The organism is Allobosea sp. (genome assembly GCF_030694325.1).
GTDB lineage: Bacteria > Pseudomonadota > Alphaproteobacteria > Rhizobiales > Beijerinckiaceae > Allobosea.
Window position 1 is genome coordinate 1 of the sequence record NZ_JAUXYO010000095.1, and the last position, 24561, is coordinate 24561.

At 68.9% G+C, this 24561-nt stretch carries 27 protein-coding genes; 4 read left to right on the forward strand and 23 right to left on the reverse strand.

What is annotated here, in order from left to right:
- The 3 genes from Q8M82_RS05630 to solA all read right to left on the reverse strand — a co-directional run.
- Nucleotides 1-723 (reverse strand): MFS transporter (locus Q8M82_RS05630; protein ID WP_305690397.1); only part of this gene is annotated, 723 nt, incomplete at its 3' end.
- Nucleotides 720-1622, reverse strand: a complete 903-nt coding sequence (locus Q8M82_RS05635; protein ID WP_305690398.1) for a DMT family transporter — start codon at nt 1620-1622, stop codon at nt 720-722. The genes Q8M82_RS05635 and Q8M82_RS05630, both read right to left, overlap by 4 nt.
- A gap of 19 nt (nt 1623-1641) precedes the next feature.
- Entirely contained in the window at nt 1642-2781 is a 1140-nt protein-coding gene (solA, locus tag Q8M82_RS05640; protein ID WP_305690399.1) for an N-methyl-L-tryptophan oxidase, read from the reverse strand.
- 284 nt (nt 2782-3065) lie between these two features.
- Between solA and Q8M82_RS05645 the strand changes: the two genes are divergently transcribed.
- Nucleotides 3066-4748, forward strand: a complete 1683-nt coding sequence (locus Q8M82_RS05645) for a methyl-accepting chemotaxis protein (RefSeq protein WP_305690400.1) — start codon at nt 3066-3068, stop codon at nt 4746-4748.
- A gap of 21 nt (nt 4749-4769) precedes the next feature.
- On the opposite strand, the gene Q8M82_RS05650 is transcribed toward Q8M82_RS05645, so the two are convergent.
- From Q8M82_RS05650 to moaA, 4 genes are all read right to left on the reverse strand, one after another.
- Nucleotides 4770-5534, reverse strand: coding sequence for a hypothetical protein (locus Q8M82_RS05650; protein WP_305690401.1), 765 nt, complete (start codon nt 5532-5534; stop codon nt 4770-4772).
- A gap of 38 nt (nt 5535-5572) precedes the next feature.
- Nucleotides 5573-7030: a hypothetical protein gene (locus Q8M82_RS05655; protein WP_305690402.1), complete on the reverse strand. Its 1458-nt coding sequence runs from the start codon at nt 7028-7030 to the stop codon at nt 5573-5575.
- Nucleotides 7020-7607: a hypothetical protein gene (locus Q8M82_RS05660; RefSeq protein WP_305690403.1), complete on the reverse strand. Its 588-nt coding sequence runs from the start codon at nt 7605-7607 to the stop codon at nt 7020-7022. The genes Q8M82_RS05655 and Q8M82_RS05660 overlap by 11 nt, the downstream gene beginning before the upstream one ends.
- 123 nt (nt 7608-7730) lie before the next feature.
- Nucleotides 7731-8798 carry a GTP 3',8-cyclase MoaA gene (gene moaA / locus Q8M82_RS05665; protein WP_371126242.1) on the reverse strand — a complete coding sequence of 356 codons (1068 nt, stop codon included), beginning with the start codon at nt 8796-8798 and terminating at the stop codon, nt 7731-7733.
- Nucleotides 8799-8930: 132 nt separating this feature from the next.
- On the opposite strand from moaA, the gene Q8M82_RS05670 reads away from it, so the two are divergent.
- Nucleotides 8931-9299 carry a gamma-butyrobetaine hydroxylase family protein gene (locus Q8M82_RS05670; protein WP_305690404.1) on the forward strand — a complete coding sequence of 123 codons (369 nt, stop codon included), beginning with the start codon at nt 8931-8933 and terminating at the stop codon, nt 9297-9299.
- Between the two features lie 25 nt (nt 9300-9324).
- Here the strand turns inward: Q8M82_RS05670 and hpxZ are convergent, their stop codons facing one another.
- From hpxZ to Q8M82_RS05690, 4 genes are all read right to left on the reverse strand, one after another.
- The gene (hpxZ, locus tag Q8M82_RS05675) at nt 9325-9729 is read right to left on the reverse strand and encodes an oxalurate catabolism protein HpxZ (RefSeq protein ID WP_305690405.1); all 405 of its coding nucleotides are present in this window, start codon (nt 9727-9729) and stop codon (nt 9325-9327) included.
- Complete coding sequence (locus Q8M82_RS05680) at nt 9726-10898, reverse strand: amidase (protein WP_305690406.1); 1173 nt, start codon at nt 10896-10898, stop codon at nt 9726-9728. Before Q8M82_RS05680 ends, hpxZ begins: the two co-directional genes overlap by 4 nt.
- Nucleotides 10899-11014: 116 nt before the next feature.
- The gene (locus Q8M82_RS05685) at nt 11015-11593 is read right to left on the reverse strand and encodes a L,D-transpeptidase (RefSeq protein WP_305690407.1); all 579 of its coding nucleotides are present in this window, start codon (nt 11591-11593) and stop codon (nt 11015-11017) included.
- 202 nt (nt 11594-11795) lie between these two features.
- Complete coding sequence (locus Q8M82_RS05690) at nt 11796-12047, reverse strand: hypothetical protein (RefSeq protein WP_067989179.1); 252 nt, start codon at nt 12045-12047, stop codon at nt 11796-11798.
- A 189-nt stretch (nt 12048-12236) separates the two neighbouring features.
- Between Q8M82_RS05690 and Q8M82_RS05695 the strand changes: the two genes are divergently transcribed.
- On the forward strand, nt 12237-13247 hold the full coding sequence (locus tag Q8M82_RS05695; RefSeq protein WP_305690408.1) for an ornithine cyclodeaminase family protein: 1011 nt from the start codon (nt 12237-12239) through the stop codon (nt 13245-13247).
- A complete protein-coding gene (locus tag Q8M82_RS05700) occupies nt 13244-14047 on the forward strand; it encodes a phosphate/phosphite/phosphonate ABC transporter substrate-binding protein (RefSeq protein WP_305690409.1) in 804 nt (267 codons plus the stop codon). The genes Q8M82_RS05695 and Q8M82_RS05700 overlap by 4 nt, the downstream gene beginning before the upstream one ends.
- A gap of 83 nt (nt 14048-14130) precedes the next feature.
- On the opposite strand, the gene Q8M82_RS05705 is transcribed toward Q8M82_RS05700, so the two are convergent.
- The 12 genes from Q8M82_RS05705 to cyoC all read right to left on the reverse strand — a co-directional run bounded on the left by Q8M82_RS05705 (nt 14131) and on the right by cyoC (nt 24561).
- Nucleotides 14131-15084 carry an ABC transporter ATP-binding protein gene (locus Q8M82_RS05705; RefSeq protein WP_305690410.1) on the reverse strand — a complete coding sequence of 318 codons (954 nt, stop codon included), beginning with the start codon at nt 15082-15084 and terminating at the stop codon, nt 14131-14133.
- Nucleotides 15081-15716 carry an ABC transporter permease gene (locus Q8M82_RS05710; RefSeq protein ID WP_305690411.1) on the reverse strand — a complete coding sequence of 212 codons (636 nt, stop codon included), beginning with the start codon at nt 15714-15716 and terminating at the stop codon, nt 15081-15083. Before Q8M82_RS05710 ends, Q8M82_RS05705 begins: the two co-directional genes overlap by 4 nt.
- Nucleotides 15716-16345 carry an ABC transporter permease gene (locus tag Q8M82_RS05715; protein ID WP_305690412.1) on the reverse strand — a complete coding sequence of 210 codons (630 nt, stop codon included), beginning with the start codon at nt 16343-16345 and terminating at the stop codon, nt 15716-15718. The genes Q8M82_RS05710 and Q8M82_RS05715 overlap by 1 nt, the downstream gene beginning before the upstream one ends.
- Nucleotides 16342-17904: an HAL/PAL/TAL family ammonia-lyase gene (locus tag Q8M82_RS05720; RefSeq protein ID WP_371126248.1), complete on the reverse strand. Its 1563-nt coding sequence runs from the start codon at nt 17902-17904 to the stop codon at nt 16342-16344. Before Q8M82_RS05720 ends, Q8M82_RS05715 begins: the two co-directional genes overlap by 4 nt.
- Nucleotides 17901-18785, reverse strand: a complete 885-nt coding sequence (locus Q8M82_RS05725; protein ID WP_305690413.1) for a glycine betaine ABC transporter substrate-binding protein — start codon at nt 18783-18785, stop codon at nt 17901-17903. The genes Q8M82_RS05720 and Q8M82_RS05725 overlap by 4 nt, the downstream gene beginning before the upstream one ends.
- A gap of 129 nt (nt 18786-18914) precedes the next feature.
- A complete protein-coding gene (locus tag Q8M82_RS05730; protein WP_305690414.1) occupies nt 18915-19577 on the reverse strand; it encodes a DUF1684 domain-containing protein in 663 nt (220 codons plus the stop codon).
- 146 nt (nt 19578-19723) lie between these two features.
- Entirely contained in the window at nt 19724-20836 is a 1113-nt protein-coding gene (locus Q8M82_RS05735; protein ID WP_305690415.1) for an endonuclease/exonuclease/phosphatase family protein, read from the reverse strand.
- A gap of 139 nt (nt 20837-20975) precedes the next feature.
- On the reverse strand, nt 20976-21509 hold the full coding sequence (locus Q8M82_RS05740) for a response regulator transcription factor (RefSeq protein WP_305690416.1): 534 nt from the start codon (nt 21507-21509) through the stop codon (nt 20976-20978).
- A complete protein-coding gene (locus tag Q8M82_RS05745) occupies nt 21506-22753 on the reverse strand; it encodes an ATP-binding protein (protein WP_305690417.1) in 1248 nt (415 codons plus the stop codon). Before Q8M82_RS05745 ends, Q8M82_RS05740 begins: the two co-directional genes overlap by 4 nt.
- Before the next feature lie 40 nt (nt 22754-22793).
- Nucleotides 22794-23552 carry an SURF1 family protein gene (locus Q8M82_RS05750; RefSeq protein ID WP_371126244.1) on the reverse strand — a complete coding sequence of 253 codons (759 nt, stop codon included), beginning with the start codon at nt 23550-23552 and terminating at the stop codon, nt 22794-22796.
- A complete protein-coding gene (gene cyoD / locus Q8M82_RS05755) occupies nt 23549-23932 on the reverse strand; it encodes a cytochrome o ubiquinol oxidase subunit IV (RefSeq protein WP_192642182.1) in 384 nt (127 codons plus the stop codon). Before cyoD ends, Q8M82_RS05750 begins: the two co-directional genes overlap by 4 nt.
- Nucleotides 23929-24561 carry a cytochrome o ubiquinol oxidase subunit III gene (gene cyoC / locus Q8M82_RS05760; protein WP_371126245.1) on the reverse strand — a complete coding sequence of 211 codons (633 nt, stop codon included), beginning with the start codon at nt 24559-24561 and terminating at the stop codon, nt 23929-23931. Before cyoC ends, cyoD begins: the two co-directional genes overlap by 4 nt.

Here is a 24561-nt window from a genome sequence, read left to right on the forward strand (position 1 = left end):
CATCGTCTCGACGACGATATAGGGGGCCGCCGCGATGAAGGCGAAGAAGGCGGCCGAGCTGGTCGAGACCGCGATCACGTTGAGCACGAAGACGCGGTTGACGATCAGCGTCGGGAAGGCCCGGAAGATGCCGAGCAGCGGCGTGCGCTGTCCCAGGTTGGGCGCCGTCTCGGGCAGTTTCACCAGGGTCAGCAGGAGCACGACCGCGCCGGTCACGGTCATGAACCAGAGAATCATGCGCCAGCCGAAGGCGGTTTCGATCTGCCCGCCGAGCCAGGGCGCGATCATCGGCGCGATGACCATGACCATCGTCACGGTGGCGATCTGGCTGGCGGCCTCGTCCCGGTTGGCCGTGTCGCGGATGATCGCGCGCGACAGCGCGAAGACGGAGCCCGAGCCGGCCCCCTCCAGCACGCGGGCCAGCAGCAGCATTTCGATCGACGGCGCGAGCGCGCCCAGAGCCGAGCCGGCGATGAACAGCGCGATGCCGGCATTGACGCAGGGCCGCCGCCCGAAGCGGTCGGAGAGCGGTCCGCTGACGAGCTGGGTCAGAGCGACGGCGACCAGGAACAGCGTCAGCGCGAGCTGGATCGTGGCATAGCTCGAGCCGAAATGGCGCGACAGCGCCGGAGCGGCGGGGGCGAGCAGGTTGAGCGCGAGCGGCTGTAGCGCCGACATCGCGACCAGCACCGTCAGGGTCGGCTTCAGGGCGCTGGCGCTCATGTCGGTGGCGTGCTCGGCAGCTTGAGCTGCGACTGCGGCACCACCTGCTGGCGATGCATGGTATAGAGCCCGCTCGCCACGATCATCGCGATGCCGAGTCCGGCGATCGGGTCTGGCACCTGCCCCCAGACCAGATAGCCCATGATCACCGCGAGGATGACGACCGAATAGCGATAGCCGGAGACCACGCCGACATCCGTGTTGCGATAGGCGCTGATGATGCAGATGCTGCCCGCAGCCATCAGCGCGGCCGCCGCGGCGACATAGGACGTCTCGCGCCGCCAGACCGGTTGCCAGACCTCCAGCAGCCCGTAGCCGCAGGCCACGATCCCGACGATGGCGGTGGTCATCAGCGCGATCACGGTGGAAGGGATCTCGTTGCCGATCTTGCGGGTCAGCAGGTCGCGGGCGGCGGCGAGGCAGGCGCTCGCCAGCGCCACCAGCGCCGCGGCGTTGAAGGAATCGGTCGCCGGCCGCAGCACGACCAGAACCCCGCAGAAGCCGACGAAGACCGCGGCGGTGCGGCGCCAGCCGACGCGCTCGATCCGCAGTATCACGGCCATCACGACGATGATGATCGGCGAGGCCAGCAGGATGGCGGTGACGTCGGCCAGCGGCATTTCGGCGAGCGCCCAGATGAAGGTCAGCGTCACCCCGGCATCGATCAACCCGCGCAGCAGCACGATCGGCCGCAGCGCGAGGCGGAGTTTTGCGCCCTCCCGGAAGGCCAGGACGAGCCCGAGTGCGATGAGCAGGGCGAAGCCGGTTCGCAGCGTGATCGCCTGGCCGGCCGGATAGACCTCTCGGGCGAGCTTCATCAGCGCGTCGTTGCAGACGAAGAGCGCCATGGCGGCCAGCATGGCGATGATGCCGCGTCGATTTTGCTCGGGGCTGGCCACGCGGCGAGGTGCTTTCGTCTCAGGCCGAAAACCGCGCCAGCGAGAAGGGCGCGAGGTCGAAGCGCGACCGGCCGCTGTCGGAGAGATCGGCCAGGATCTCGCCGATCGCGCTGGCGAATTTGAAGCCGTGCCCCGAGCAGCAGGAGGCGAAGACCGCTTGCGGCACGCCCGGCACGCTGTCGATGATGAAGTCCTCGTCCGGTGTCACGCTGTAGAGGCAGCCTTTCAGCGTCAGCGGCTCGCCCGCCGCATCCGGCAGGTAGCGGGCGAGGCAGGCGCGGATCAGCTCGACCTGCCGGGAGCTGGGCGTGCGGTCGTCCTCGCGCGGATCCATCGGCTCGCGCCCGAAATGCGGCCCACCCAGCTTGAAGCCGGGATGCTCGTAGAGCGGGAAGCCGTAGAAACTGCCTTCGTCCACCGTCAGGATGAAGACCGGGAAGACGCCTTCGCGATAGAGCTCCGGCCGGCGCGTGGTGAACCAGCCGATCGCCTGGCGCACCGTCGTCACCGTCCGTGCCAGCGCCGGCACCGCGTCCGTGATCCATCCCCCCGAGGTGATGACGAGCCGGCCGGCACTGTAGGTGCCGCGCGCGGTCCTGACCGTCACCCCGCCATCGGCGGTCGGCGCCCAGTCGAGCATCGGTTCGTTGGTGCGGATCTCGGCGCCGCGCGACTGGGCGAGGCCGACATGAGCGAAGATCGCCTTCTCGGAGGCGACGAAGCCGCCGCCGGGCTGCCACAGCCCGATATGGCCCGATGGCAGCGTGAAGCCCGGAAAGCGCCGTGCGAGCTCGCCGGCATCGAGCTGTTCGTGGGTGAGGCCGTGATCGAGACAGGATTGGAGCGAGGATTCCACCGGCCCGGCCCCGGCTGGGGCGAGATCGAGCGAACCGGTGACGTGCAGCAGCTTCAGCCCGGCGGCATCGCCCGTCTCCTGCCAGAGCTCATGGGCGCGTTGCACGATCGGCACATATTGAGAGCCCTCGAAATAGGCCAGCCGGATGATCCGTGTCATCCCGTGCGAGGAGCCCATGCCGTGACCGAGATCGAAGCGCTCGAGCCCCAGCACGCGCAGGCCACGCTGTGCCAGATGCCAGCAGGCCGCCGAGCCCATGGCGCCGACACCCGCGACGATCACGTCATAGCTGTTGCTGTTCATGGCGGCGCTCGCGCGAAGGCGGGAGGGGAACGAGAGAGGATCGGCGCGATGGTGAAGCGCCGCTTCCGGAGGCTTACAGGCCCAGGGCCGAGCGGTCCATGCTCGCCGGCGCCTGCGGCCACCGCCTCGAACACATGCACAGGCTTTGTTAACGATGTTGAACCATAACAGGGCGTGGCGTGAAGGGACTGGATGGGCCGATGCAGGGCAGGGTTCGACGCTGGCTGAGCCGTCGAAGCCAGGCAAGCGCTGCCGAGCCTGCGCAGGCCGTGGACGCGTCGCCCGTGGCCACACCGGCTCCCGTCGACAACGTGACCATGGCCGATCGCGAGGCCGTCTCCGTGCTCGAGCAGGATGTGGTCGCGGCGATGCGGCGGCTGGCCGCCGATCTCGGCCGCGCCGAGCAGTTCTCGACCCAGTCCGAGACGCGCGCGGGCGCAATCCATGACAGCGTCCTCGGCATTCGCGAGGCCACCACCACGGCGAGCACGAACTCCGCCGCGCTGGTCACCGCCTCGCAGCAGGTCTCCGACTCCGCCGAGGAGATCGGCTGCTCGATGAGCCATGCGCGCGCGCGGCTCGACGCGGCTGCGATCCGTGCCGGCGAGGCGACGGAGATGATGACGGGCCTCGCCATGGCCACCACCGAGATCCGCGGCATCGTCGATTCCATCGCCGAGATTGCCCGCCAGACCAACCTGCTCGCCCTGAATGCGTCGATCGAGGCTGCCCGTGCGGGGGAGGCCGGCCGCGGCTTCGGGGTGGTCGCGCAGGAGGTCAAGGTCCTCTCCGTCGAGGTGCGCGAGGCGGTCGAGCACATTCGCAATCGGGTCGACCGGCTGACGCAGGCCGCGCATGGCTCCGCCGCAATCGTCACCGATGCGCTGCAGATGGTGCGCGAGGTCAATCCCGTCATCGCCGCGATCGGCCAGGCCTCGCAGGAGCAGGCGGCGGCGACGGCCGAATTGTCGCGCAATGCCGGCGAGACCGCCCGCTTTGTCGAGACGGTCGCCGAGCGCGTGGCGGAAATCGACCGCGTCGCCTTGTCGGCTGCGACCGAGAGCGCCAGCGCCCGCCGGGCAACGGCCCGCGGCGCCAGTCTGGCGGGCGGGATGCTGCGCCGCTTCATCCCGACCTTGCGGCACTCCTCCTTCGCCGACCGGCGCCAGCATGACCGCTTTCCCGCCGAGCATCCGGTCGACGTCCGGCTCGGTCCCCGTCAGTTCGGCACCCGGACGATCGACATCGGGCGTGGCGGAGCGTTGATCGCGCGGCCCGAGCAGGATGAACTCGCGCCCGGCATCGCCGGCAGTCTCGCCATCGCGGATCTGCCGCCGATGCCCTGCCGGCTGGCGGCGATCAGCGAGCTTGGCCTGCACATGGCGTTCGACCGTCAGGCCTTCGACCATGCCCGTCTGCTCGACGGGCTGCTCGAGCGGATCGAGAGCGGCTACAGGCCCCTCATCGAACGGACCCATGCATTTGCTGCAGCGGTCGAGGCCCTGTTTTCGGAGGCCCTGGCGCGCGCCCGCCTGACCGAGGGCGATCTGTTCGATGTCGACTATGTCGCCATCGCCGAAACCGACCCGCAGCAATACGGCAACCGGGCCCTGCCGGTGCTGGAGGAGATCCTGCCGCCTCTGCTGGCACGCTCCGTGGCGTCGGACCCGCGGCTGCTCTTCACGGTTGCGATCGACCGAAACGGCTTCATCCCGGTCCACAACGCCGCCTACGCCCTCCCGCAGCGGCCGGGCGATCCGGTCTGGAACGCGGCGCACTCCCGTAACCGGCGCATCTTCGACGACCGCGCCGGCATCGCCGCGGCACGCTCCGTCCGCCCGTTCCTCGTCCAGTCCTATCTGCGCGACATGGGCGGCGGGGTTCATGAGATGGTGCGCGAGGTCGATGCCCCCGTGCGCGTCAACGGGCGCCATTGGGGCGGCGTGCGCATGGCCTACAGGATGTAGAGCGGCCGAGCCGCCGCTGCGTCAGAGCCTCTCCCAGACGAAGGCGATGCCGGCGCCGCGCAGCGCCTGTTGCCAGAGCGAGCTCGCCTGTTCGAGCCGAGGCGGATCATAGACGCCCTGAACCTGGTGGATCTGGAGCTGCCAGTCGCGGGCCCCGGACTCCTGCCAGACCTTGCCGACGAGCCGCTTGAGGCGTTCGGGATCACGCGTCGCCGGGTTGCTGCCGAAAACCGAGAACTGCCCCGAATTCTGCATCATGTCCGAGACCAGGACGAGCGACTTGTCGCCCTCGCGCACCCGTGTCTCGGGGCGCGAGGCGACATCGCCGACCGCTTCCACGATCGGCGAGAGATTGCCCTTGGCCGGTTGCGTCAGAACCGCCAGCGCCTCGTCGAGGGGGCGGCCGAACTTCTCCACCCAGCGGATATAGTCGCGCCGCGGATTGCCGATCAGCTCGCTCGCCGTGCGTCCGGGATTGCACAACGCCAGCAGCGGCGGGAATCCGGGCTCGAAGGCGTCGTTGAAGACGTAGATCGAGAGCATCCGGTCCGCCGGCAGGCCGTCGCCGATCTGCTTCACCAGTCGCTTCAGGCGCCCGGCCTGGACCTCGCTCCACGGATCGCTCTTGTCGACCAGAACCAGCGTATGGCCGACGGCCCCGGATTTGAGGCACAGCGAGTCGGGGTCGCGCGGCGGCCCCTTCAGCAGCGAGGGCGCGGCGAAGAAGCCGACCAGCGCCACGCCCGCCAGGACCGAGGCGACGATCGCCCAGCTTTCGCTCTTCATGTGTTGCTCTTCACGGTCTGCGTCGCCATGCGGCCGCTCTAGCGCGGCATTGCGGCGAATTCCGCATTGATCTGGCGGCGCGTCGCCTCGTCCTGCTCGAAGGCGTCGCGCCCGGCCTCTGCGGCCCGCGCCTTCAGCCGCTCGATCTCTCCGGCGAGGTCGAGGCCCCGCACCAGGGCGAGCTGCTCGCGCAGTTTCGCCTCTACCAGCGCAGGCATGGTGGCCAGCTGACGCTCGAAATCATCGATCAGTCCCCGCAGGGCGGCATATTCGGCGAGCGGCGCCGGCTGGTCGATCTCGGTCACGTTGAGGGTCTGCGAGAAATAGGCGGGCGGCATGTCGGTCCGCACCCGCAGATTGGCCTCGCGATACTGCATCAGGGCCGCATCCTTGGCCGCGCGCAGCTGTCCGAGCCGCGCGGCATAGAGGTCACGGGCCTCCTCGGCCGCCGCCTTGCTGGCCTGGAGGCGGGCGCTTTCGCGGGCGCAATCCTCCTTGAAGCCGTCGATCCGCGAGCGCACGGCTTCCAGCTCGGGCAGCAACTCGACATCGAGGCGCCGCCGCTCCTCCTCGACCGCGCTCCAGCGCTCGCGCCAGCGCTTGAACGCGGCGCCATGGCCGGGATAGGTGCCGAAGGCCGAGTAACCCTTCACGGCCGCCGCGAAGGCGACGATGCAGCCGATGATGACGAGCGCCGCCGATTTCAGCTCCGCGATGGCGAAGGGGCTCTCCAGCAGCCGGGGCAGCACCTGCAGCGAACGCGCATCGGGCGCGGCGATCAGCATCTCCCGGTAATGTCCGACGGCGAGGTTGAACATCACGATCAGGATGATCAGGCCGACATAGACGGGAAGCGCCCAGAACAGGTGCGAGGCGCGCACATGCTGGCAGTAGCGTGCCGGCCACAGGCCCACCAGGAAGCCGAGTGCGATGTTGAGCGCCGAGATGATGACCGCCGTTGCCGCTCCGCCGACGAGGCCGAATTCGCTCGCTTCCGCGAAGAAATTGCCGTTGAGCAGGCTCTCCAGCGTCAGCGGAACGATCAGGAACAGCAGAATGAACTGCCATTTCTCGATCTTGGGGTCGGCCGTGCGCTTGTGGATGTAGTTGAAGTATTCGTATTCGCGCTTGGCCTTGAGCGCATCGTAGACGCGCTGCTCCAGCTCCCCGCCATGGCGGTTGAGCAAGGCACGCATCGAGGCCTCGATCGAGCGGATGCGGCCCTCGTAACGCTCCTGCGTGAAGGTTTCGCGGCGGGCTGCGATCTCCGCCTGAAGACCGTTCAGTGTCGCCGAGGCCTCCTGGCGGATGGCGGTGAACAGCTCGATCACGCGCGCCAGCAGCGTCATCTCCGTCTGCGACGGGACTGCCGAGTGAGGAGCGGGCTGATTGTCCAGTGCGTCGGCGGCGCCGTGGCGCCCGGCCTCGACCACCTCCGCCAGGTGATGGGCGGTAATCGGCGGCAGCGCCCCGCCCGGACTACGCTCAGACGCCATGGGCGTCCCGATCGATGAAGCGCCGCGCCTCGACGACGTCGACATGGAAATCGCGGAATCCTGGCCGGGCCGGATTGCGATAGCGGCGCTCGAACCAGATCGTCAGCGCCAGCAGCGGCGCCGTGACGCCGAAGACCGCCAGGCCGTCGGCCCTCAACGCGGCGTCGTCACGCAGAAGGGCGAGCGCGGTCGCCACGGCCAGGATCGTGGCGAGCGACAGCAGCACCGCGCTGCGGTGGCGGCCGACCTCGCGGGCAAACTGCAGGAGCGCCGCGAGGGCGGCCGTGACCGCGAAGGCGGCGAGTTCGAGGACGAGCACACCCGCCAGTATGGCCCCGATCGCCGCGCCGATTCCGCTGGGAGAGGCCGGCGACAGGGCGAGATACACGCTGCGGGCGCTGAGGCCCGCCAGGACGAAGCAGAGCGCGCACAGCAGGCCGACCAGGACGGCGAGCAGCGTCAGGCGCGGCCACAGGCGCAGCGCCATGATCGCCAGACGCGCGATCTGCGAGTCGAGCACGAAGTGCCCGATGGACTGTCCGATCGCCCTCAGCCGGGACAGCAGTCTCCTGATCATCGAACGCTCGCAACCTCCACGCACGCGCAACCGTCGGACCTTTGGCGAGGGGCGTCAAGGCACAGCTGCGCGCGAAATCCACGCCAAACCTGCCCTTGGGGAAGCAAAAACCGCCTGATGGCGTCAGCCGCCGGTGACGCTCATATGGCGCCCGACGGCGGGCTTCGCGCGCCTGCGGTCGATGACGAAGTCGTGGCCTTTCGGCTTGCGCGCGATCGCCTCTTCCATCGCCCTGTACAGCAGCGCGTCGTCGGCGGAGGCCCGCAGCGGCGCGCGCAGATCGGCGGCGTCCTCCTGGCCGAGGCACATATAGAGCGTGCCCGTGCAGGTCAGCCTCACGCGATTGCAGCTCTCGCAGAAGTTGTGCGTCATCGGCGTGATGAAGCCGATCAGCCCGCCGGTCTCCTGGACGCGGACATAGCGCGCCGGCCCGCCGGTGCGGTAGGGGTCCTCGACGAGGTTGTAGGTGTCCATCAGCCGGGCCCGTACCACCGAGAGCGGCAGGAACTGGTCGATGCGCCCGGGCTCGATCTCGCCCAGCGGCATCACCTCGATCAGGGTCAAATCCATGCCGAGGCCGTGAGCCCAGACCATCAGGCTCTCGATCTCGTCCTCGTTCACGCCCTTGAGCGCAACCGCGTTGATCTTGACCCGCATTCCCGCCTTGCGAGCGGCCTCGATGCCGCCGAGCACCTTGTCGAGATCGCCCCAGCGCGTGATCCGGCGGAACTTGTCGGGGTCGAGCGTGTCGAGCGAGACGTTGATCCGGCGCACGCCGTAATCGGCCATTTCCTGCGCGTAGCGGTCGAGCAGCGAGCCGTTCGTGGTCAGCGTCAGCTCCTCCAGCGCACCCGACGCGAGATGCCGCGAGAGCGAGCGGAACAGGCTCATCACGTCGCGCCGCACCAGCGGCTCGCCGCCGGTCAGGCGCAGCTTGCGCGTGCCCCGCGCAATGAAGGCCGTGGCGAGGCGGTCGATCTCCTCCAACGTCAGCAGGTCGCGCTTGGGCAGGAAGGTCATGTCCTCGGACATGCAGTAGACGCAGCGGAAATCGCAGCGATCCGTCACCGAAATCCGCAGATAGGAGATGTCGCGGCCGAACGGATCGGTCAGCACCGGCCCCGCGAGAGGCGCGATCCCGGACCTGGTGGTGTCGTCTGGCAGAAGGCTGTCGAGGAGCACGATCGGCATCTGTCCGTTCGGTGGCCGGGTTTGCGGCGGGCTGAAGCCCATCCCGGCATTGCGTTGAGCCGGAGACATTGGCATTGCAGCCGCCGAGGTCAAGCGGAGCGAACGTCGCGGACCGCCAGCGGAGTGCCCATCATGTCGTCCTGGCCGACCGAGATCCGTCTCTCGAAGGACCGCCGCACCCTGCACGTCAGCTTCGACGACGGGACGAGCCACGCGCTCGCCGCGGAACTCTTGCGGGTCGAGAGCCCCTCGGCCGAGGTTCAGGGCCACGGCCCGACCCAGAAGAAGACCATCCCCGGCAAGCGCGAGGTCGAGATCCTCAAGGTCGAGCCGGTCGGTCACTATGCCGTGAAGCTGACCTTCGACGACATGCACGACACCGGCATCTTCGGCTGGGACTATCTGCGCGAACTCGGCGAGACGGCCGAGGTGAAGATGCAGGCCTATCGCGACGCGCTGGAGGCGCAGGGCCTGTCGCGCGAGCCGCTGCGCCGCCGCTGAGGCGGCGCGCCCCGCTTGCTGACGCTCAGTAGAGCTTCAGCCCGTCCATGGTCGAGACATGGGCGGAGATCACCTTCCAGCCCAGCTCCGGAAAACGCACCCAGCTCTGGCTCTGCCGGCCGATCAGGTCGCGCCCGCGCACCTTGAACTCGAGGTTCACCGTGGCGATGTCGCGGCCGAGCGTCAGGATCTCCAGCCGGATGCGCTTTTCCTTGATGCCAGGACCGGGCGGCCGCGCGACGCGGTGGGCGTGGATTGCGTCGAAGCCGTAGCCGTTCTCGTGCAGCGCGTAGCGGATCGTGTGCGGGCTGTTCCAGAAGGTCGCGTCGAGGACATCGACGTTCTTGTCGATCAGCGCCTGCTCATAGGCCTCGAACAGCGCCGAGACCTCGGCGACGACGTCCGGCAGGTTGGGGGTGAGATCGGTCATGCGGCGGCTCCCATGGCCTGAGCGACGGCAATCAGCGCGGCGTCCGTGCCGCGCCCGCCGATGATGGAAAGGCCGACAGGGGCCCCGTTGACGGTCGCGCCGGGCAGGCTGACCTGCGGCGAGCCCGTGAGTCCGCCCTGCGAGCACAGGCAGCTGATCCGGTCCTTCAGCGGCTGCAGCGCCGGCTGAGAGAGCCCGCGCAGCGGCGCCGGGAAGGCGGTCGTCGGCAGGCACAGGATCGTGCCGGGCGGCAGCAGCTGGCGCAGCCGCGCGCGCGCCTCGATTCGCATCATCTCGGCCCATTGCTGCTCGCCCGCCGGCATCCGCGCGCCGTTGAGCAGGCCGGCTGCGACGCTGAAGGCCATGCGCGGATTGGCGGTCTCGACCCAGTGGCGGAAGGTGTTCCAGGCCTCGACCGGCTGCAGCGTGCGCTGCGCCCGTGCCCAGACCGACAGCCCCTGCGGAGCCATGATCTCCTCGCGAACTTCGCCGACGATCCGCCCGAGCTTCGCGACCATCGGCTGCAGCGCCTCCGCCACCTCCGGATCCGCGAAGGCGAAGGCATCCGTCGCGATCAGCAGCCGCGTCGGCAGCGCTCCCGGCGCCTCGCCCAGCAGTACGGTGGAGACGCGGGCGAAGGTCTCGGCATCGCGCGCGAACCAGCCGGTGGTGTCGGAGCTCGGCGCCTGCGGCAGCATGCCGGTGAGATCGAGTCGGCCATGGGTCGGGCGGATTCCATAGAGCCCGCAGAAGCTTGCCGGCACGCGCACGGAGCCGCCGGTGTCGGTGCCCAGCGCGGTGTTGCAAAGCCCCGCGGCGACGGCCGCCGCCGAGCCCGAGGACGAGCCGCCCGGCACGCGCTCGGGCGCCGCGGTGTTGATCGGCGTACCGTCGAAGGCGTTTTCGCCGAGGATGCCGAGCGAGACCTCGTCGGTGATCGTCTTGCCGACGAAGCTGGCGCCGGCATCGAGCAGGGTCTGGACCGCCCAGGCATGGCGCTGGGGGGCGGGATTGGACAGCGCCCAGTCGTGATTGCCGCCGCCCGTCGGCAGGCCCGCCACGTCGAACAGGTCCTTGACCGCGAAGCTCAGGCCATCGAGCGGCCCTCCGGCCTTCCCCGCGAGCGGCACCATCGTGCCGGGTACGAAGGCGTTGACGACATCATCCATGATCGATCCTGCAAAAAACCCGGCTCGCCCGTTCGCAAGCAGGATGCCAGCCGAGGGTGCCAAAACAAAAGGGCCGCCCCGGAGGACGGCCCTTGCAGAGGACGCAGAGGTTCGGCTCAGCGCGCGACGACGACGCGGGTGCCGACCTTCACGCGCTCGTAGAGGTCGATCACGTCCTCGTTGAGCATGCGGATGCAGCCGGAGGAGACCGCCTGGCCGATCGTCTCCGGCTCGTTCGAGCCGTGGATGCGGTAGAGCGTCGAGCCGAGATAGAGCGCGCGGGCGCCCATCGGGTTCTCCGGGCCGCCCGGCATGAAGCGCGGCAGGTCGGGGCGGCGCTTCAGCATCTGGGCCGGGGGCGTCCAGGTCGGCCATTCCTGCTTGCGGGTGATGGTCTGCGATCCGGCCCAGTCGAAGCCGGGGCGGCCGACGCCGACGCCGTAGCGCATCGCCTTGCCGTCGGGCATGACCAGATAGAGGCGCCGCTCGCTGGTGTTGATCACGATGGTGCCGGGGCGCTGCTTGCCGTCATAGGAGACGATCTCGCGCGGGATCGCCGTGGCCTGGGCCTTGGCCGGGTCCTCGAAGACGAACAGCGGCTGGCGCGTCAGCGGGTCGATCTCGGCGCGGGCGGTGGTCGCCAGCGCGAGCAGGCCAAGACCACTCAGCGTGGCCATACGGAAGAAGCGGTTCATCGGGACCTCGGGCGGCGGCAGGAAGGGGGGCGGCAAGAAGGGGGCGGACGGCAAAAAGCTGACGCGAAAACGTCAACATCTCCTCAATTTTCTGTCAGAGTCCGGCCACAGGTGCAATCCGGCCGGCATCACATCGGTGCGATCCCGAAGGCCTTTGCGGGGCCTCGTTGCGCGTCTGCAACATGGCGCCGCGAGCGCGCCCTCAGGTATCGAGATCGGCGATCCCGAAGGTCTGCAGCAGCTGCTTCCGGTCCATGCAGCTGACGTCGTAGGTGACCTCGCGCCCCTTGAGTTCCGGCCGCTGGCCGAGCTTGCGCGTCATCTCCGTGGCGATCGCGTCGATCCGCGCCTCGCAGGCCTCGATGCTGGTGAACTGCGTCTCCGCGACGCGGGCGGAGGTGCATTTCGGCTCGCCGGCGACGCAGGCGAGGATGATCATGGTGAAGGCGTCCACGCGATGTCCTCTCGGATCGTGATGTTCCCCCGCACACCCCGGCAGCAAGTTCCTTGCCACCGCGGCCGGCCCGGAGACCGCGATGCGCCGGCAGCGCATGCGCAGCCCTCGCGAAAGGCCGGGGCCGGCGCGCCAAGCCGTGTATTGTCTGGCCTCGTCCGCCCCCGAACCCCGTGCCGAGGTTGCCGCGTGTCCCACCCGCCGCTCTATATCGACTTCCTCAACGCGCTCGACGTCGAGGCGCTGAAGCTCACCGATGCGGAAATCATTGCCGCGGTCGAGGCAGGTCTTGCCGCCCAGGGCCGCGGCGAGACCGAGATCGAGCCCCGGGTCCATCTCATGCCGAAGGCGGGCGCGAACGGGCATTTCAACGTGCTGCGTGGCGCCTTCCGCGCCCCGATCGCCCGGGCCGGCGTCAAGGTGATCGGCGACTATGTCGACAACTACAAGCAGGGCCTGCCCTCCGAGATGGGGCTGTTGCTGCTGATGGACCCGCTGACCGGGGTGCCCACCGCGATCGTCGACGGCAGCCATCTCACCGACATGCGCACCGGCGCGATCACCGCCATCGGCGCCAAGCACCTCGCCCGCAAGGGCTCCAAGGTGCTCGGTCATATTGGCGCCCGCGGCACGGCCTACTGGAACGTCCGCCTGCTCGATTCGCTGTTCGACTTCGACGAGATCCGGGTCCATTCCCGCCGCCCTGAAAGCCGCGAGGCCTTCGGGGCCCGCCTCTCGGCCGATCTCGGCAAGCGCGTGGTCGTGACGGAGGATTGGCAGAGCTGCGTCGAGGGCGCCGACATCGTCGTCGAGGCCTCCCGACTGAATGCGCCCGAGCCGATGCTCAAGACCGCCTGGATCAAGCCCGGCGCCTTCGTCGTGCCCTATGGCACGATGAGCGCGGTCGAGTTGTCGCTCACAGACATCATGGACAAGCTCGTCGTCGACGATTGGGGCCAGTGCAAGGGCGGTCCCTTCGGCAGCCTGCGCGCCCATGTCGAGGCCGGCAAGCTCTCGGAAGCCACGCTCCATGCCGAGATGGGCCAGATCGTCGCCGGGCTCAAACCCGGCCGCGAGCGTGAGGACGAGACCATCCTGTTCTGGCATCGCGGCCTCTCGCTCTCGGACATCGCGCTCGGCCATTTCATGCTGGAGAAGGCCAAGACGATGGGCCTCGGCCAGAGGCTGCGCTACGCGTGAACCTCGTTGCCAACGCCCGCATGTATGCCGTCGATGCCGCGACGGCGGCGAACTGGAGCGCGTTCTTCACCCGGATCGCGGCGATGTCCGGCGTGGCGCTCACGGTCATCCCCCACGCCGCGCCGGCACCGCTGGAGGATCTCTGGCGACGCGACGATCTCGGCCTCGCCTTCATCTGCGGCTACCCGGTCGCGCGGGGCGGCTTCCCCGTGCGGCCGGTGGCGGCACCGGTTCCGGCCTCGGGCGATGGCCGCCCGTTCTATGCGACGCATCTCGTCGTGCAGGCCGACAGCGACATCGGCACACTGGAAGAGAGCTTCGGCCGCCGCCTCGGCTGGACGGTCGCGCATTCGCAATCCGGCTTCAACGCGCTGCGCACGCATTTGCTGCCGCATTGGCAGGCGAGGGGGGCGCGCTATGTGCAGACCCTCGGCCCGCTGCTGACGCCGCGCCGGGTGATCGAGGCGCTACTCGCGGACGAGATCGACATCGGCCCGCTCGATTCCTATTTCCTCGATCTGCTGCTGGCGGCCGAGCCGCACACCGCCGCGCGGCTGCGCATCGTCGAATCGACGGCACCCCGGCCGATGCCGCTGCTGGTGGCCTCGGACGGGGTTGGCGAAGAGGTCGTCGCGCGGTTGCGGGCGGCGCTCTTGGGCGCGCACGGGGACGCGGAGGGCCGCGCGATCCTCGCTCGGCTGCGGCTGTCGGGCTTCGCCGCCGTCGAGCCGGAGGACTATCGCGTGCTGGTCGAAGAGGTGGATGCGGCCGATAGCGCGGGATACCTCCAGCCGGGTTGAGGCGAAAACGATGGCTGCGGAACCTCTCCGTCATCCCGGATCTGCGCCGCTTCGCTTCGGCCGGGATGACGGCGAGGGGGAATTCAGGGCAGTGCCGTCCCCGCACTCCGCGCCCTTATGCCCGTGAGCGTGATCTGCCCCAGCGCCGCGCCGTTCTCAGCCCTGATCGTCGCCGCCTCGCGCCCTTCGGCCAGCAGCGCCGACAGCACCTCCCGGACCGAGAGCGAGCCCGGCAGCGCAAACCCGTCCGCGGCCTCGCCGGGCTCGACGGCTTCGGTCGCCCGCACCAGCGAGAGCCGGCGCAGCGCCCGGTCGGCGCCGACGAAATCGGCGACGAAGTCGTTCACTGGCGCGGCCAGCAGCCGGTCGGGCGTATCGTACTGCACCAGCCGCCCGTCCTTCAGGATCGCGACGACATCGCCCATGCGGATCGCCTCGTCGATGTCGTGGGTGACGAGGATCACCGTCTTCTTCAGCCGCTTGAGGATGGCAAGGAACTCCTCCTGCAGCCGCCCGCGCACGATCGGGTCGACCGCGCCGAAGGGCTCGTCCATCAGCATCACCGGCGGATCGGCGGCGAGCGCCCGCGCCACGCCGACGCGCTGGCGCTGCCCGCCCGAGAGATGGCGCGGATAGCGCGCGAGGAACTGGCCCGGATCGAGCCCGACGAGCTCCAGCATCTCCGCGACGCGCGCCTTGATGCGCGCCGGATCCCAGCCGAGGAGCTTGGGCACGGTCGCCACGTTCTGCGCGATCGTCATATGCGGGAACAGGCCGATCTGCTGGATGACATAGCCGATATGGCGGCGCAGCTCGACCGGGTCGGCCTGGGTGACGTCCCGGCCGCCGACGAAGATGCGGCCCGATGTCGGCTCGATCAGCCGGTTGACCATCCGCATCGTCGTGGTCTTGCCGCAGCCCGAGGGGCCGATCAGGACGCAGACCTGTCCAGTCTCGATCGTCAGGTCGAGCGCGTCCACGGCGGGCCGCGCGACGCCGGGAAACAGCTTGGTGACCTTCTCCAGCCGGATCGTCATGAGGCTCCCATCCGCAACTGGCGTGTCATCAGCCGCTCGATCCCCGCAAATCCGATCTCGACCGCGAGCGCGAGCAGGGCGACCGCGACGGCGCCCGCGATCAGCTGCGGGAAGTTGAAATTCGCCATGCCCGCCGTGATCAACTCGCCCAGCCCCCCGCCGCCGATGAAGGCGGCCAGCGTCGCCGCCGAGACGATCTGCACCGCGGCCGTGCGGATGCCGGCGAAGATCACCGGCAGCGCCAGCGGGATCTCGATCCGCGTCATCACCTGGCGGTCCGAGAAGCCCTGGCCGCGTGCGGCGTCGACGATGTCGGCATCGACCTCGGTCAGGCCAGTATAGGTGTTCAGCAGCAACGCCGGCAGCCCGTAGAGCGTCAGCGCCACCACGGATGGCAGGAAGCCGGTGCCCAGCAGTGGCAGCATGATCACCAGCAGCGCCAGCGAGGGCACCGTCCGCAGGATGTTGACGATGGCGATGGCGGCGTTCGCGAAACCCCGATGGCGGGTCAGCAGCAGGCCGAGCGGCAGCGCGATCAGCAGCACCGCGGCGAGCGCCACGCCCGTGAGCCAGAGATGGTTCTGCAGGGCGACGACGAAGATCTGCGGATTGGCGGTGATCCACTGCAACATCAGGCGCTCTCCGCCTGGTTGGCGCGGAGCTGCAGCTCGACCCGGCGCAGGCTCTCGTCGCAGAGGATCGCCAGCGCCGAGGTCGCGAGCGCACCGACCACGACCTTCTCGCCGAAATCCTGGGTGATACCCTGGAAGATGATGTCGCCGAGCCCGCCGGCATTGATGAAGGCGGCCACCGTCGCGACCGAGACCTGGGTGACGACGGTGATGCGGATGCCGGCGATGATGACGGGCAGGGCCAGCGGCAGCTCGATCGCGAAGAGCCGGCGCCAGCGCCCATAGCCCATGCCGTCGGCGGCATCGAGGATATCCGGCGAAATCTCCTGCAGGCCGGTCGCGACGTTGCGGATGATGATCAGCAGCGCATAGGCCACCAGCGCGACGATCGCCGGCCAAAACCCCAAGCCCAGATAGGGGATCAGCAGCGCGAAGATCGCCAGCGCCGGCACCGTATAAAGCGCGCCCGAAACCAGCAGCACGACGAGCGCGAAGCCCGGCCTGCGCGCCGAGAGCACGCCGAGCGGCAGGCCGATGGCAAGTGCGATGGCGAGTCCAACGCCGACGAGCTGGATGTGCTCCCACAGCGCGGTCAGCAGCCGGTCCCAGTTCTCGATCGTCCAGTTCATGGGCCGATCCCGGTCGGCGCGGCGCTGTCGGCCAGCATCAGTCCGCCGGCCTCGATCGCGACTGCCAGCGCCTCGTACTCCCGCCCCATCGGCCGGTCATCGTCGAGGCGGGCGACATGGCCGCGCACGAAAGCATGCGCAACGGCCGTGCCGCGTCCGAGCGTGATTGCTCCGCGCAGATCGACGGCTTCCGCCGCGACCACGAGTTCAATCGCTGCCAGACGAGTCAGGCGCCGCGCAATGGCATGCGTCTTCTCGACGATGGCCGGCGTCATCGGCGCATAATCCTCGACGCCGTCGGCGACGGGCAGCGTCATGGCGCCGAGCGGCAAGGCGAGATGGCGAATCTCGGCCTCCAGCGCCGCGGCGGTCTTCTGCGTCGTCGCGAAGCCGGAATGCGAGCCGCCATGCCGCGTCAGGAAGCGCGGCAGATCGCTCATGCCGGCGTTCATCAGCTTGACGATCCGCGCGGCCGAGGTCGCGGCCAGATGCGAGAGCGCCAGGCCGGCGGCCTCGAAGGTCAAGGCGAGTTCGGTCGTGTCGAAGTTGACGCTGGAGAGCAGGAGATCGCGCTCGACCAGCACGGCCGGGCTGTCGGGCGCGCTGGCGAGTTCGGCGTCCACTGTCTGCCGGGCGGCGGCGACGGCCCGCAGGGCACAGCCCGCGACCGGAGCGAGACAGCGGAACGAGATCGGGTCCTGCAGCCGCCGCGCCGCGCCGGGCGCCCAGAGATCGCTCCCGGCGAGCAACCGGCGCAGCCGATCGACCCCGGCGGCGTGGCCCGCCATGCCGCGCATCGCCGCGAGATCGGGGTCGAGCGGCGAGAGATTGGCGCGGAAGGCTTCGAGCGATAGCGCACCCGCTTGGAGTGCGGCTTCCAGCGCCGTGCTCATCGCCTCGACGGCCAGGGCGGCGAGGCCCACGCTCTGGGCATTGGCGTTGAGCAGCGCGAGCCCATCCTTGGGGCCGAGTGCGGGCAGGGCGATCCCGGCCGCCGCCATCGCTTCGCCTCCAGGCAGGACGGTGCCGCGTAATTCGGCCTCGCCTTCGCCGATCAGCGGTAGGAAGGCCTGGGCGAGGGGGCTGAGATCGGCCTCGCCCAGCGAGCCGATGCGCCGCACGACCGGGTGAACGCCCGCGTTCAGCATCGCAGCGATCGTCTCCGCCAGCACGGGCGAAAGCCCTGAGGCACCGTGGCATATGGCGACGAGCCGGGCCGCCAGCATGGCGCGGACTTCGATGGTCGAGAGCGGTTCGCCGACGCCGACGGCCCGCGCGCGGATGGCACGGGCCTGAAAGGCGGGGATGGCCTCGGCGTCGAGACGGGTATCGACCGCCGCGCCCAGCCCGGTCGTCAGCCCGTAGACGCTGTCGCCCCGGTCGAGCGCCCGCAGCACCACGGCACGCGCCGCCTCCAGCCGCGGAAGCAGGCCCGGATGCAGCCGCACCGCAACTCGGTCCCGCGCGATGGCGAGGATCGCGTCGGACCCGACCGGTTCGCCGCCGAGGATGATGGCGGCGGGCGACTCGTCGGCGCCGGCCGCAGGAACAGCGCTCAGTTCACCAGCCCCTTGGCCTTGAGGAAGGCGGCCGCGACGGTACGCGGCTCCTTCTTGTCGACCTCGACCTGACGGTTCAGCTCCTGCATCGTCGGGTTGTCGAGAGCGGCGCCGACCTTTTCGAGAATGGCGACGATCTTTTCGTTGGCGGCGATCTCGGGGCGCACGACGGGCGCGAGGAAATAGGGCGGGAACAGCGCCTTGTCGTCCTCGAGCGCGACGAATTTGTCGGCCGCGATCTGCCAGTCGGTCGAGAAGCCGTTGGCGACCTCGATCTGCTTCTGGTTCAGCGCCTCGTAACGCAGCCGCAGCGCCGCGAACTGCTTGAACTCGGCGAATTCGGCGCCATAGACCTCCTTCAGCCCCTTGATGCCGTCGCGCCGGTCGACGAATTCCGTGCCCGCGCCGAGCCGCAGCTTCGACGAGGCCTTGCCGAGGTCGCTCAGCGTCTTCAGGTTGAATTCCTTGGCCGTCTCGGGCCGGACCACGATCGCATAGCCGTTGTTGATGCCCGACGGCTTCAGCCAGGTCAGGTTGAACTCCTTCTCGTAGAAGGCCTTGACCATGCCGCGCACCTTCTCAGGGTCGGTCTCGGTCACCCCTTGCGCCTTCATCACGGCGTTCAGCCCGGTGCCGGTATATTCGGGATAGAGGTCGATCGCGCCGCTCTTCAGCGCCTCATGCGCCACCAGCGTGCCGCCGAGATTGATCTTGCGCTCGACCTTGAAGCCGGCGGCTTCCAGCGCGGCTCCATAGAGTTCGGCGACGACGAACTGCTCGGTGAAGTTCTTCGAGCCGATCTTGACGGTCTGGGCCGAAGCGGCGGAGAGGCCGGTCGCAAGCAGGGCCGCGGCCCCGAGAAGGGTTCTGAAAAAGCGCATGGCTGGATCCTTCGAAGGGCTCTTGAGGTCAGGCTAGCAAGCGGCGAGAGCGATGCAAGAAGCAGGCGAGACAAAGACGCGTGATGCTGTCGAAGGCCGCGCGACGAAAAAGATCTTCCCCGCCCCGGCTCAGTCGGCGGCGTTTCGTTCCCCGCCGCGGATCGCGACCGGCAGCCGGTTCTCAGGCGGCGAGAGCGGGCAGACCCAGGCTTCCGAATAGGCGCATGAGGGATAGTAGGCGAAGTTGAAATCGAGGATGAGCCGGCTCTTACCATCGCGGCCGAGATCGGCGCTCTTGATCGTGTCGAGCAGATAGCGACCGCCGGCAAAGCTCTCCCGGCCATTGCTGGCATCGCCGAAGGGCAGGAAGACACCGCCGCCATAGCTTTCGATCCAGTACAGCGTGAGTTCCCGGCCCAACGCTTGCGCGAGCCCGTCCGTCAGGGCGAAGGGCAGCAGCGTCATCGTGCCGTCCTTGCCGGCCTCGACGCGGATCACCTCGCGTTCGCGGGCCGGCACGGTCGCGACGGTGAACCGCAGCGCAGGATCGTAGGCGAAGCAATCGATACCGCGGAACTGGGCCCGGCGGGCGGCGGAGAGCGGCGATTGCGGATGCTCGCGGAAAAGCCGGTCGCGCACGCTGCGCCAGTGCCGCCAGCCCTCCTCGCCGGGCATGGCCCGCACGGCCGCGTAGAGATCGGCAACCTGCCGCCGCCAGTCGTGCAGCGTCTCGTAGCGCTCGTGCAGCGCCTCGGATGCGTCTCTCTCCCGTGTCCCTGCAAGGCCCCCCATGCTGCTCTCCCCCGTCATGCCCGGTCGTGCCGCGTCCGCTGGCCCAGCAACGCGCGAGATCGCGTCTGGTTGCGAGCAGGATGGGAGGGCGGCGCGTCAGCTCCTGTCAGGGGCGGGCAGGAAGGCAGCCCCCGCCGGCGGCGGCCTCACAGGGCGATGTCGACCCACAAGGCCGCATGGTCCGAAGCCGCGTCTTCGGGGCGCTTCAGCTCGTCATAGGCCGCCCATTTCCTTGGCCGTACGCCCGGCCACATCCCCTTGCGGAAGACGCCGCCGCCGGTCACTCGCGAAAACAGCGCCGGCGACAGGAGAATGTAGTCGATCTTGTTGCCGGCGGAGCTGGCGCCATAGGTTCCGGGAAAGCCGCCATCGTCGAAGCCGGGGTGGGCGGAGACATCCTTGAGGGAGGTGCCTTCGACCAGCGGCTGCAGCGGCGCGCTGCCGGGCGTGTCGTTGAGATCGCCCATCACCGCGACATGCTCCACCCCGCTCGCGACCAGCCCCTCATAGATCGCGGCGACGCGCTCGGCCTGGGCCCGGCGCCGCGCATTGGAACTGGCCTGGCTGCCGAAGCCCTTGCTCTTGAAGTGGTTGACCATCACCACGAGGCGCGCCCCACCGGGTGTCGTCACCTCGAACTCCGGGCAGTCGCGCGAGAACACTGGTACGCCCGCGGGCGTCAGGTCGTCGACATGGCTGCGCATCGGGCCGATCGGATAACCGTCCGTCGTCATCAGCCCGACATCGATGCCGCGCTCGTCATTTCCGTCGATCAGCATGACATGCCGGAAGGGCCGGCCGCCGACCGCCGGAAGGATATCGCGGTTGAAGGCGAAGAGCACGGGCCGGCTCTCGGCCTCGACCACGCCGAGCACGTCGGCCTCGAGGTCGGAAATCACGCGGGCCGTGTTGCGCATGGCATGTTCGTTGATCGGCTCGTCACGCAGTTCGAGCGAGCCGACCCAGTCGGCGCGGCCATCGGCGACGATCTCGACGCCGCCCGCCTGCGGGCGCTTCAGCAGCCCGCCACGGTTCCGGCGCAACAGCACGAAGGGGCCGGTGTCGGACTTCTCCATGCCGAGCTCGACGATCAGCGCCGCCATGCGCGCCTTGTCGGCCGCGCTGTAGGAAACCTGGCCGAGCAGCGCGTTCAGCGCCGCGAAGCGTTCCAGCACCGGGCGGCCTTCCTCCCAGCTTTCGAGGTTCATCGCCTTGGCGCGGTCGAACAGGTTTTCGACATTGTAGACGGCCAGCCGCATCGCATCCTCCCCCGGGGTCGAGACGTCGTCTTGGGCAGTGTCCGTGAGCGACGTGACAATCGAGGGAAGGCAAGAGCCGGACAAGGCCGGAAGCGGCCGATATCGCCGCTCCGCCGTCATATATTTGCGGATTGAGGCCTCAGGTCAGGCGGCGCTTCTCCAGCTTCCGCGCCAGCGTGCGGCGATGCATGCCCAGCCGCCGCGCCGTCTCGGAGATGTTGAAATCGCTGTCCACCAGCGTCTCGTGGATGCGCTCCCATTCGAGGTTCTTCAGCGAGGTCTGGCGCTGGGTCAGCGGCACCTCGGCATCGCCCTCGACGCGTTCGAACGCGGCCTCGATATCATCCGTATTGGCCGGCTTGGCGAGGTAGTGGCAGGCGCCGAGCTTAATCGCCTCCACCGCCGTGGCGATGCTGGCGAAACCGGTCAGCACGACGATCTTCGTGTCGGGGTCGCGCTGGTGCAGCAGCCGCACGCATTCCAGCCCCGAGCCGCCGACGACCTTGAGATCGACCACCGCATAGACAGGCGTCACTGTCTCCAGCAGCGCCCGCAGGCTCTCGATGCCGTCGCAATGCTCCACCACATAGCCCCGGCGCTCGAAGGAGCGGCGCAGCACCGGCGCGAAGGCCGGATCGTCCTCTACGATCAGGAGCGTCTTCTCCTCGCTCATCCTGCGTCCTCCCCTGCCATCAGTACGGGCGAGAGCGCGGCGAGGGGCAAGGTCACGGTGACGCAGGCGCCGCCCTGGTCTCGGTTGCGGGCGTTCAGCGTGCCGCCGAACTTGCGCATCACATTGCTGACCAGGAACAGGCCGAGCCCGCCGCCGGGCCGCCCTTTCGTCGAGCGATAGGGCTTGCCGATCCCGGCCAGAATGTCGGGCGGGAAGCCGGGCCCCTCGTCGGCGACGATGATGACGAGGTCCTCGCCGCGCCGCTCGACCCGCACCGCCATCACATGGGGGGAGGCCTCCTGCGCGTTGTCGAGCAGATTGCCCAGCACCTGCCGAAGCGCCGGATCGGACACGATCTCGGCATCGGGCGCGAAGGCGTTCTCGTAGTCGAGCCGCATCGGCGCCCGGTGCGAGCGCCATTGCTCGATCAATTCGTCGACGAAGCCGCGCACGGTGGTCCAGCCCGGATTCTCCGCTCGGGCTTCGCCCGATGACATCAGGATGCCGGAGACGATCGTCTTGCAGCGGTCGAGCTGCGCCTGCATCTCGCCGATCTCGGCGATCAGCTCCGGCTCGGCCCTGAACACCGGCATCCGCCGCCAGTCGTTGAGAATGACGGAGAGCGTCGAGAGCGGCGTGCCGAGTTCATGGGCCGCGCCCGAGGCGAGCAGGCCCATCCGGACGATATGGTCCTCCTCGACCGCACGCTGGCGCAGATCGGCGAGCTTTTCGTCCCGGATGCGCAGATTCCGGCTGATCCGCTGCAGGAACAGCACGAGGAGCCCGGCCGCGATCAGAAAGCAGACGAAGACGCCCTGCAGATAGAGCCGCGGCACGCCGTCATCGAGCGCCACCGGCAGCGCCAGCGGCCGATGCACGCCCATCAGGAAGACGAAGCCGAGACTCGCCAGTCCGACCAGAACCCAGGTCGACCAGCGCTCGAGCAGCACCGCCGCCAGCCCGATCTGGAGCAGATACAGCGAAATGAACGGGTTGCTGGCGCCGCCGCTGAGATAAAGCTGCGTCGTCAGGGCGCCGAGATCGAACAGCAGCGCGCCGAACAATTCGCCATTGCGGACGTCGGCCGCGACGCGGCGATGGCGCAGGAGGCTCGCCAGATTGAGCAGGATCAGCAGCAGGAGAACGAGCATCATCTCGCCCAGCGGCAGGGCGATCCCGAGCAGCCGGTCGACGAAGAGGATGGTGACGACCTGTCCGCCGACGGCGAGCCAGCGCAGTTGCACCAGAAGCAGCAGGTTCTTCTGGTTGGTGGTGTCCTGGAACCTAATCGGCCTGCTCCCGCGCGCGCCTCAGCCTCGCCTCGTGGCGTAGCACGAAGGCGAGAGCGGCCGCGAGCATGGCCGCGAGGGCGAACCAGGTCGCGGCGTAAACGAGATGGTTGTCCGAAAACCGCACCACGGTGAGCCCGCCGACGGGAAAGCCGCCGGGATTGGGCGTGGCGTCGGCATCGACGAAATAGGGTGCGACCGGCGACAGCCCGCGCGCGGCGCCGATCGCCGCGACATCGCGGGAATGCCAGCGGTCCTCGGCGGATGCGTTCGCCCGCAGGAAACCACCGCCCGGCTCTGTGAGCCGCAGCAGGCCGGTGACGGTGACAGTGCCTTCCGGCAGCGCCTGCGCGCGGCTGGCGCGATCGCGCCGCTCCGGCGGCACGAAGCCGCGATTGATCAGGACCGTGAATCCCGCTTGGGTGACAAGCGGCGTCAGCACCCAGGACCCCGCGCCGCGCTCTGTCACGGCCTGGACCAGCGCCTCGCCCTCATGCAGGAAGCGCCCCGTCAGCGCGACGCGGACGTATTCGGCCTCCTTGATGTCGGGCCAGGCCGCCGGACCCGGTGCGGCGACGGGGGCGGCATGGATGCGGGCCTCGACCCGCTCGATCAGCGCTCGCTTCCAGAACAGCCGCTCGACCTGCCAGACGCCGAGTCGCGCGAAGCCGACGATCCCCGCGAGCGCCAGCAGCGCGACGAGGACGAGCGTCGCGCGAGACCGCGGCGCGCGGGCCGCGGCGGCGGAGGTCACGGCATCTGCCTCATGTCGTGCACCGGCATCATGTTGGTGTTGAGGTGGTACATCACCCACAGCGACCCGGCGAGCGTGATCACCACGACGATCACGGTGAAGACCAGCGCCAGCAGCGTCCAGCCGCCTTCGACGCGGCCGTTCATGTGCAGGAAGTAGATCATGTGCACGACGATCTGGACGACGGCGAAGCCCATCACCACGAAGCCGGTGAGCTGGTTGTTGCCGAGCGCACCAGACATCACCAGCCAGAATGGGATGGCGGTGAGGACGACCGAGAGACCGAAGCCGGTCATGTAGCCGCGGAAGGAACCGTGGGCCTCGTCCTCGGGATGGGGCTCGTAGCCCGGCTGATGCTGGGCGTTCGTCTCGGAGCTCATCGCAGCATCCCCATGAGGTAGACGAAGGTGAAGACGCCGATCCAGATGACGTCGAGGAAGTGCCAGAACATGCTCAGGCACAACAGACGCCGGCGGTTGGCGGCGATCAGCCCGTGCCGCGCGACCTGCACCATCAGCACCGTCAGCCAGACCAGGCCGAAGGCGACGTGCAGCCCATGCGTGCCCACCAGCACGAAGAAGGAGGAGAGGAAGGCGCTGCGCTGCGGCGTCGCGCCGAGCGAGATCAGGTGGTGGAACTCGTAGAGCTCGATGGCGAGGAAGGCGAGGCCGAACAGCCCCGTCACCGCCAGCCAGCCTTGTGTCGCCGCGACCTTGCCCTTCGCCATCTCCAGCATCGCGAAGCCGAAGGTGATCGAGGAGAAGAGCAGCATCGCGGTGTTGATCGCGACGAGGTTGAGGTCGAACAGATCCTTCGGCGCAGGACCCGCCGCATAGTTCGCCCCGAGCACGCCGTAGATCGCGAACAGGATCGCGAAGATCAGGCAGTCGCTCATCAGATAGAGCCAGAAGCCCAGCGGCGTGCTGTGGCCCTCCGGATGCGGGTGCTCGTCCTTGAGGTAGAAGACGGGCGCCTCGCCGCCCTGCGGAACGGTCATCGTCGATGCCAT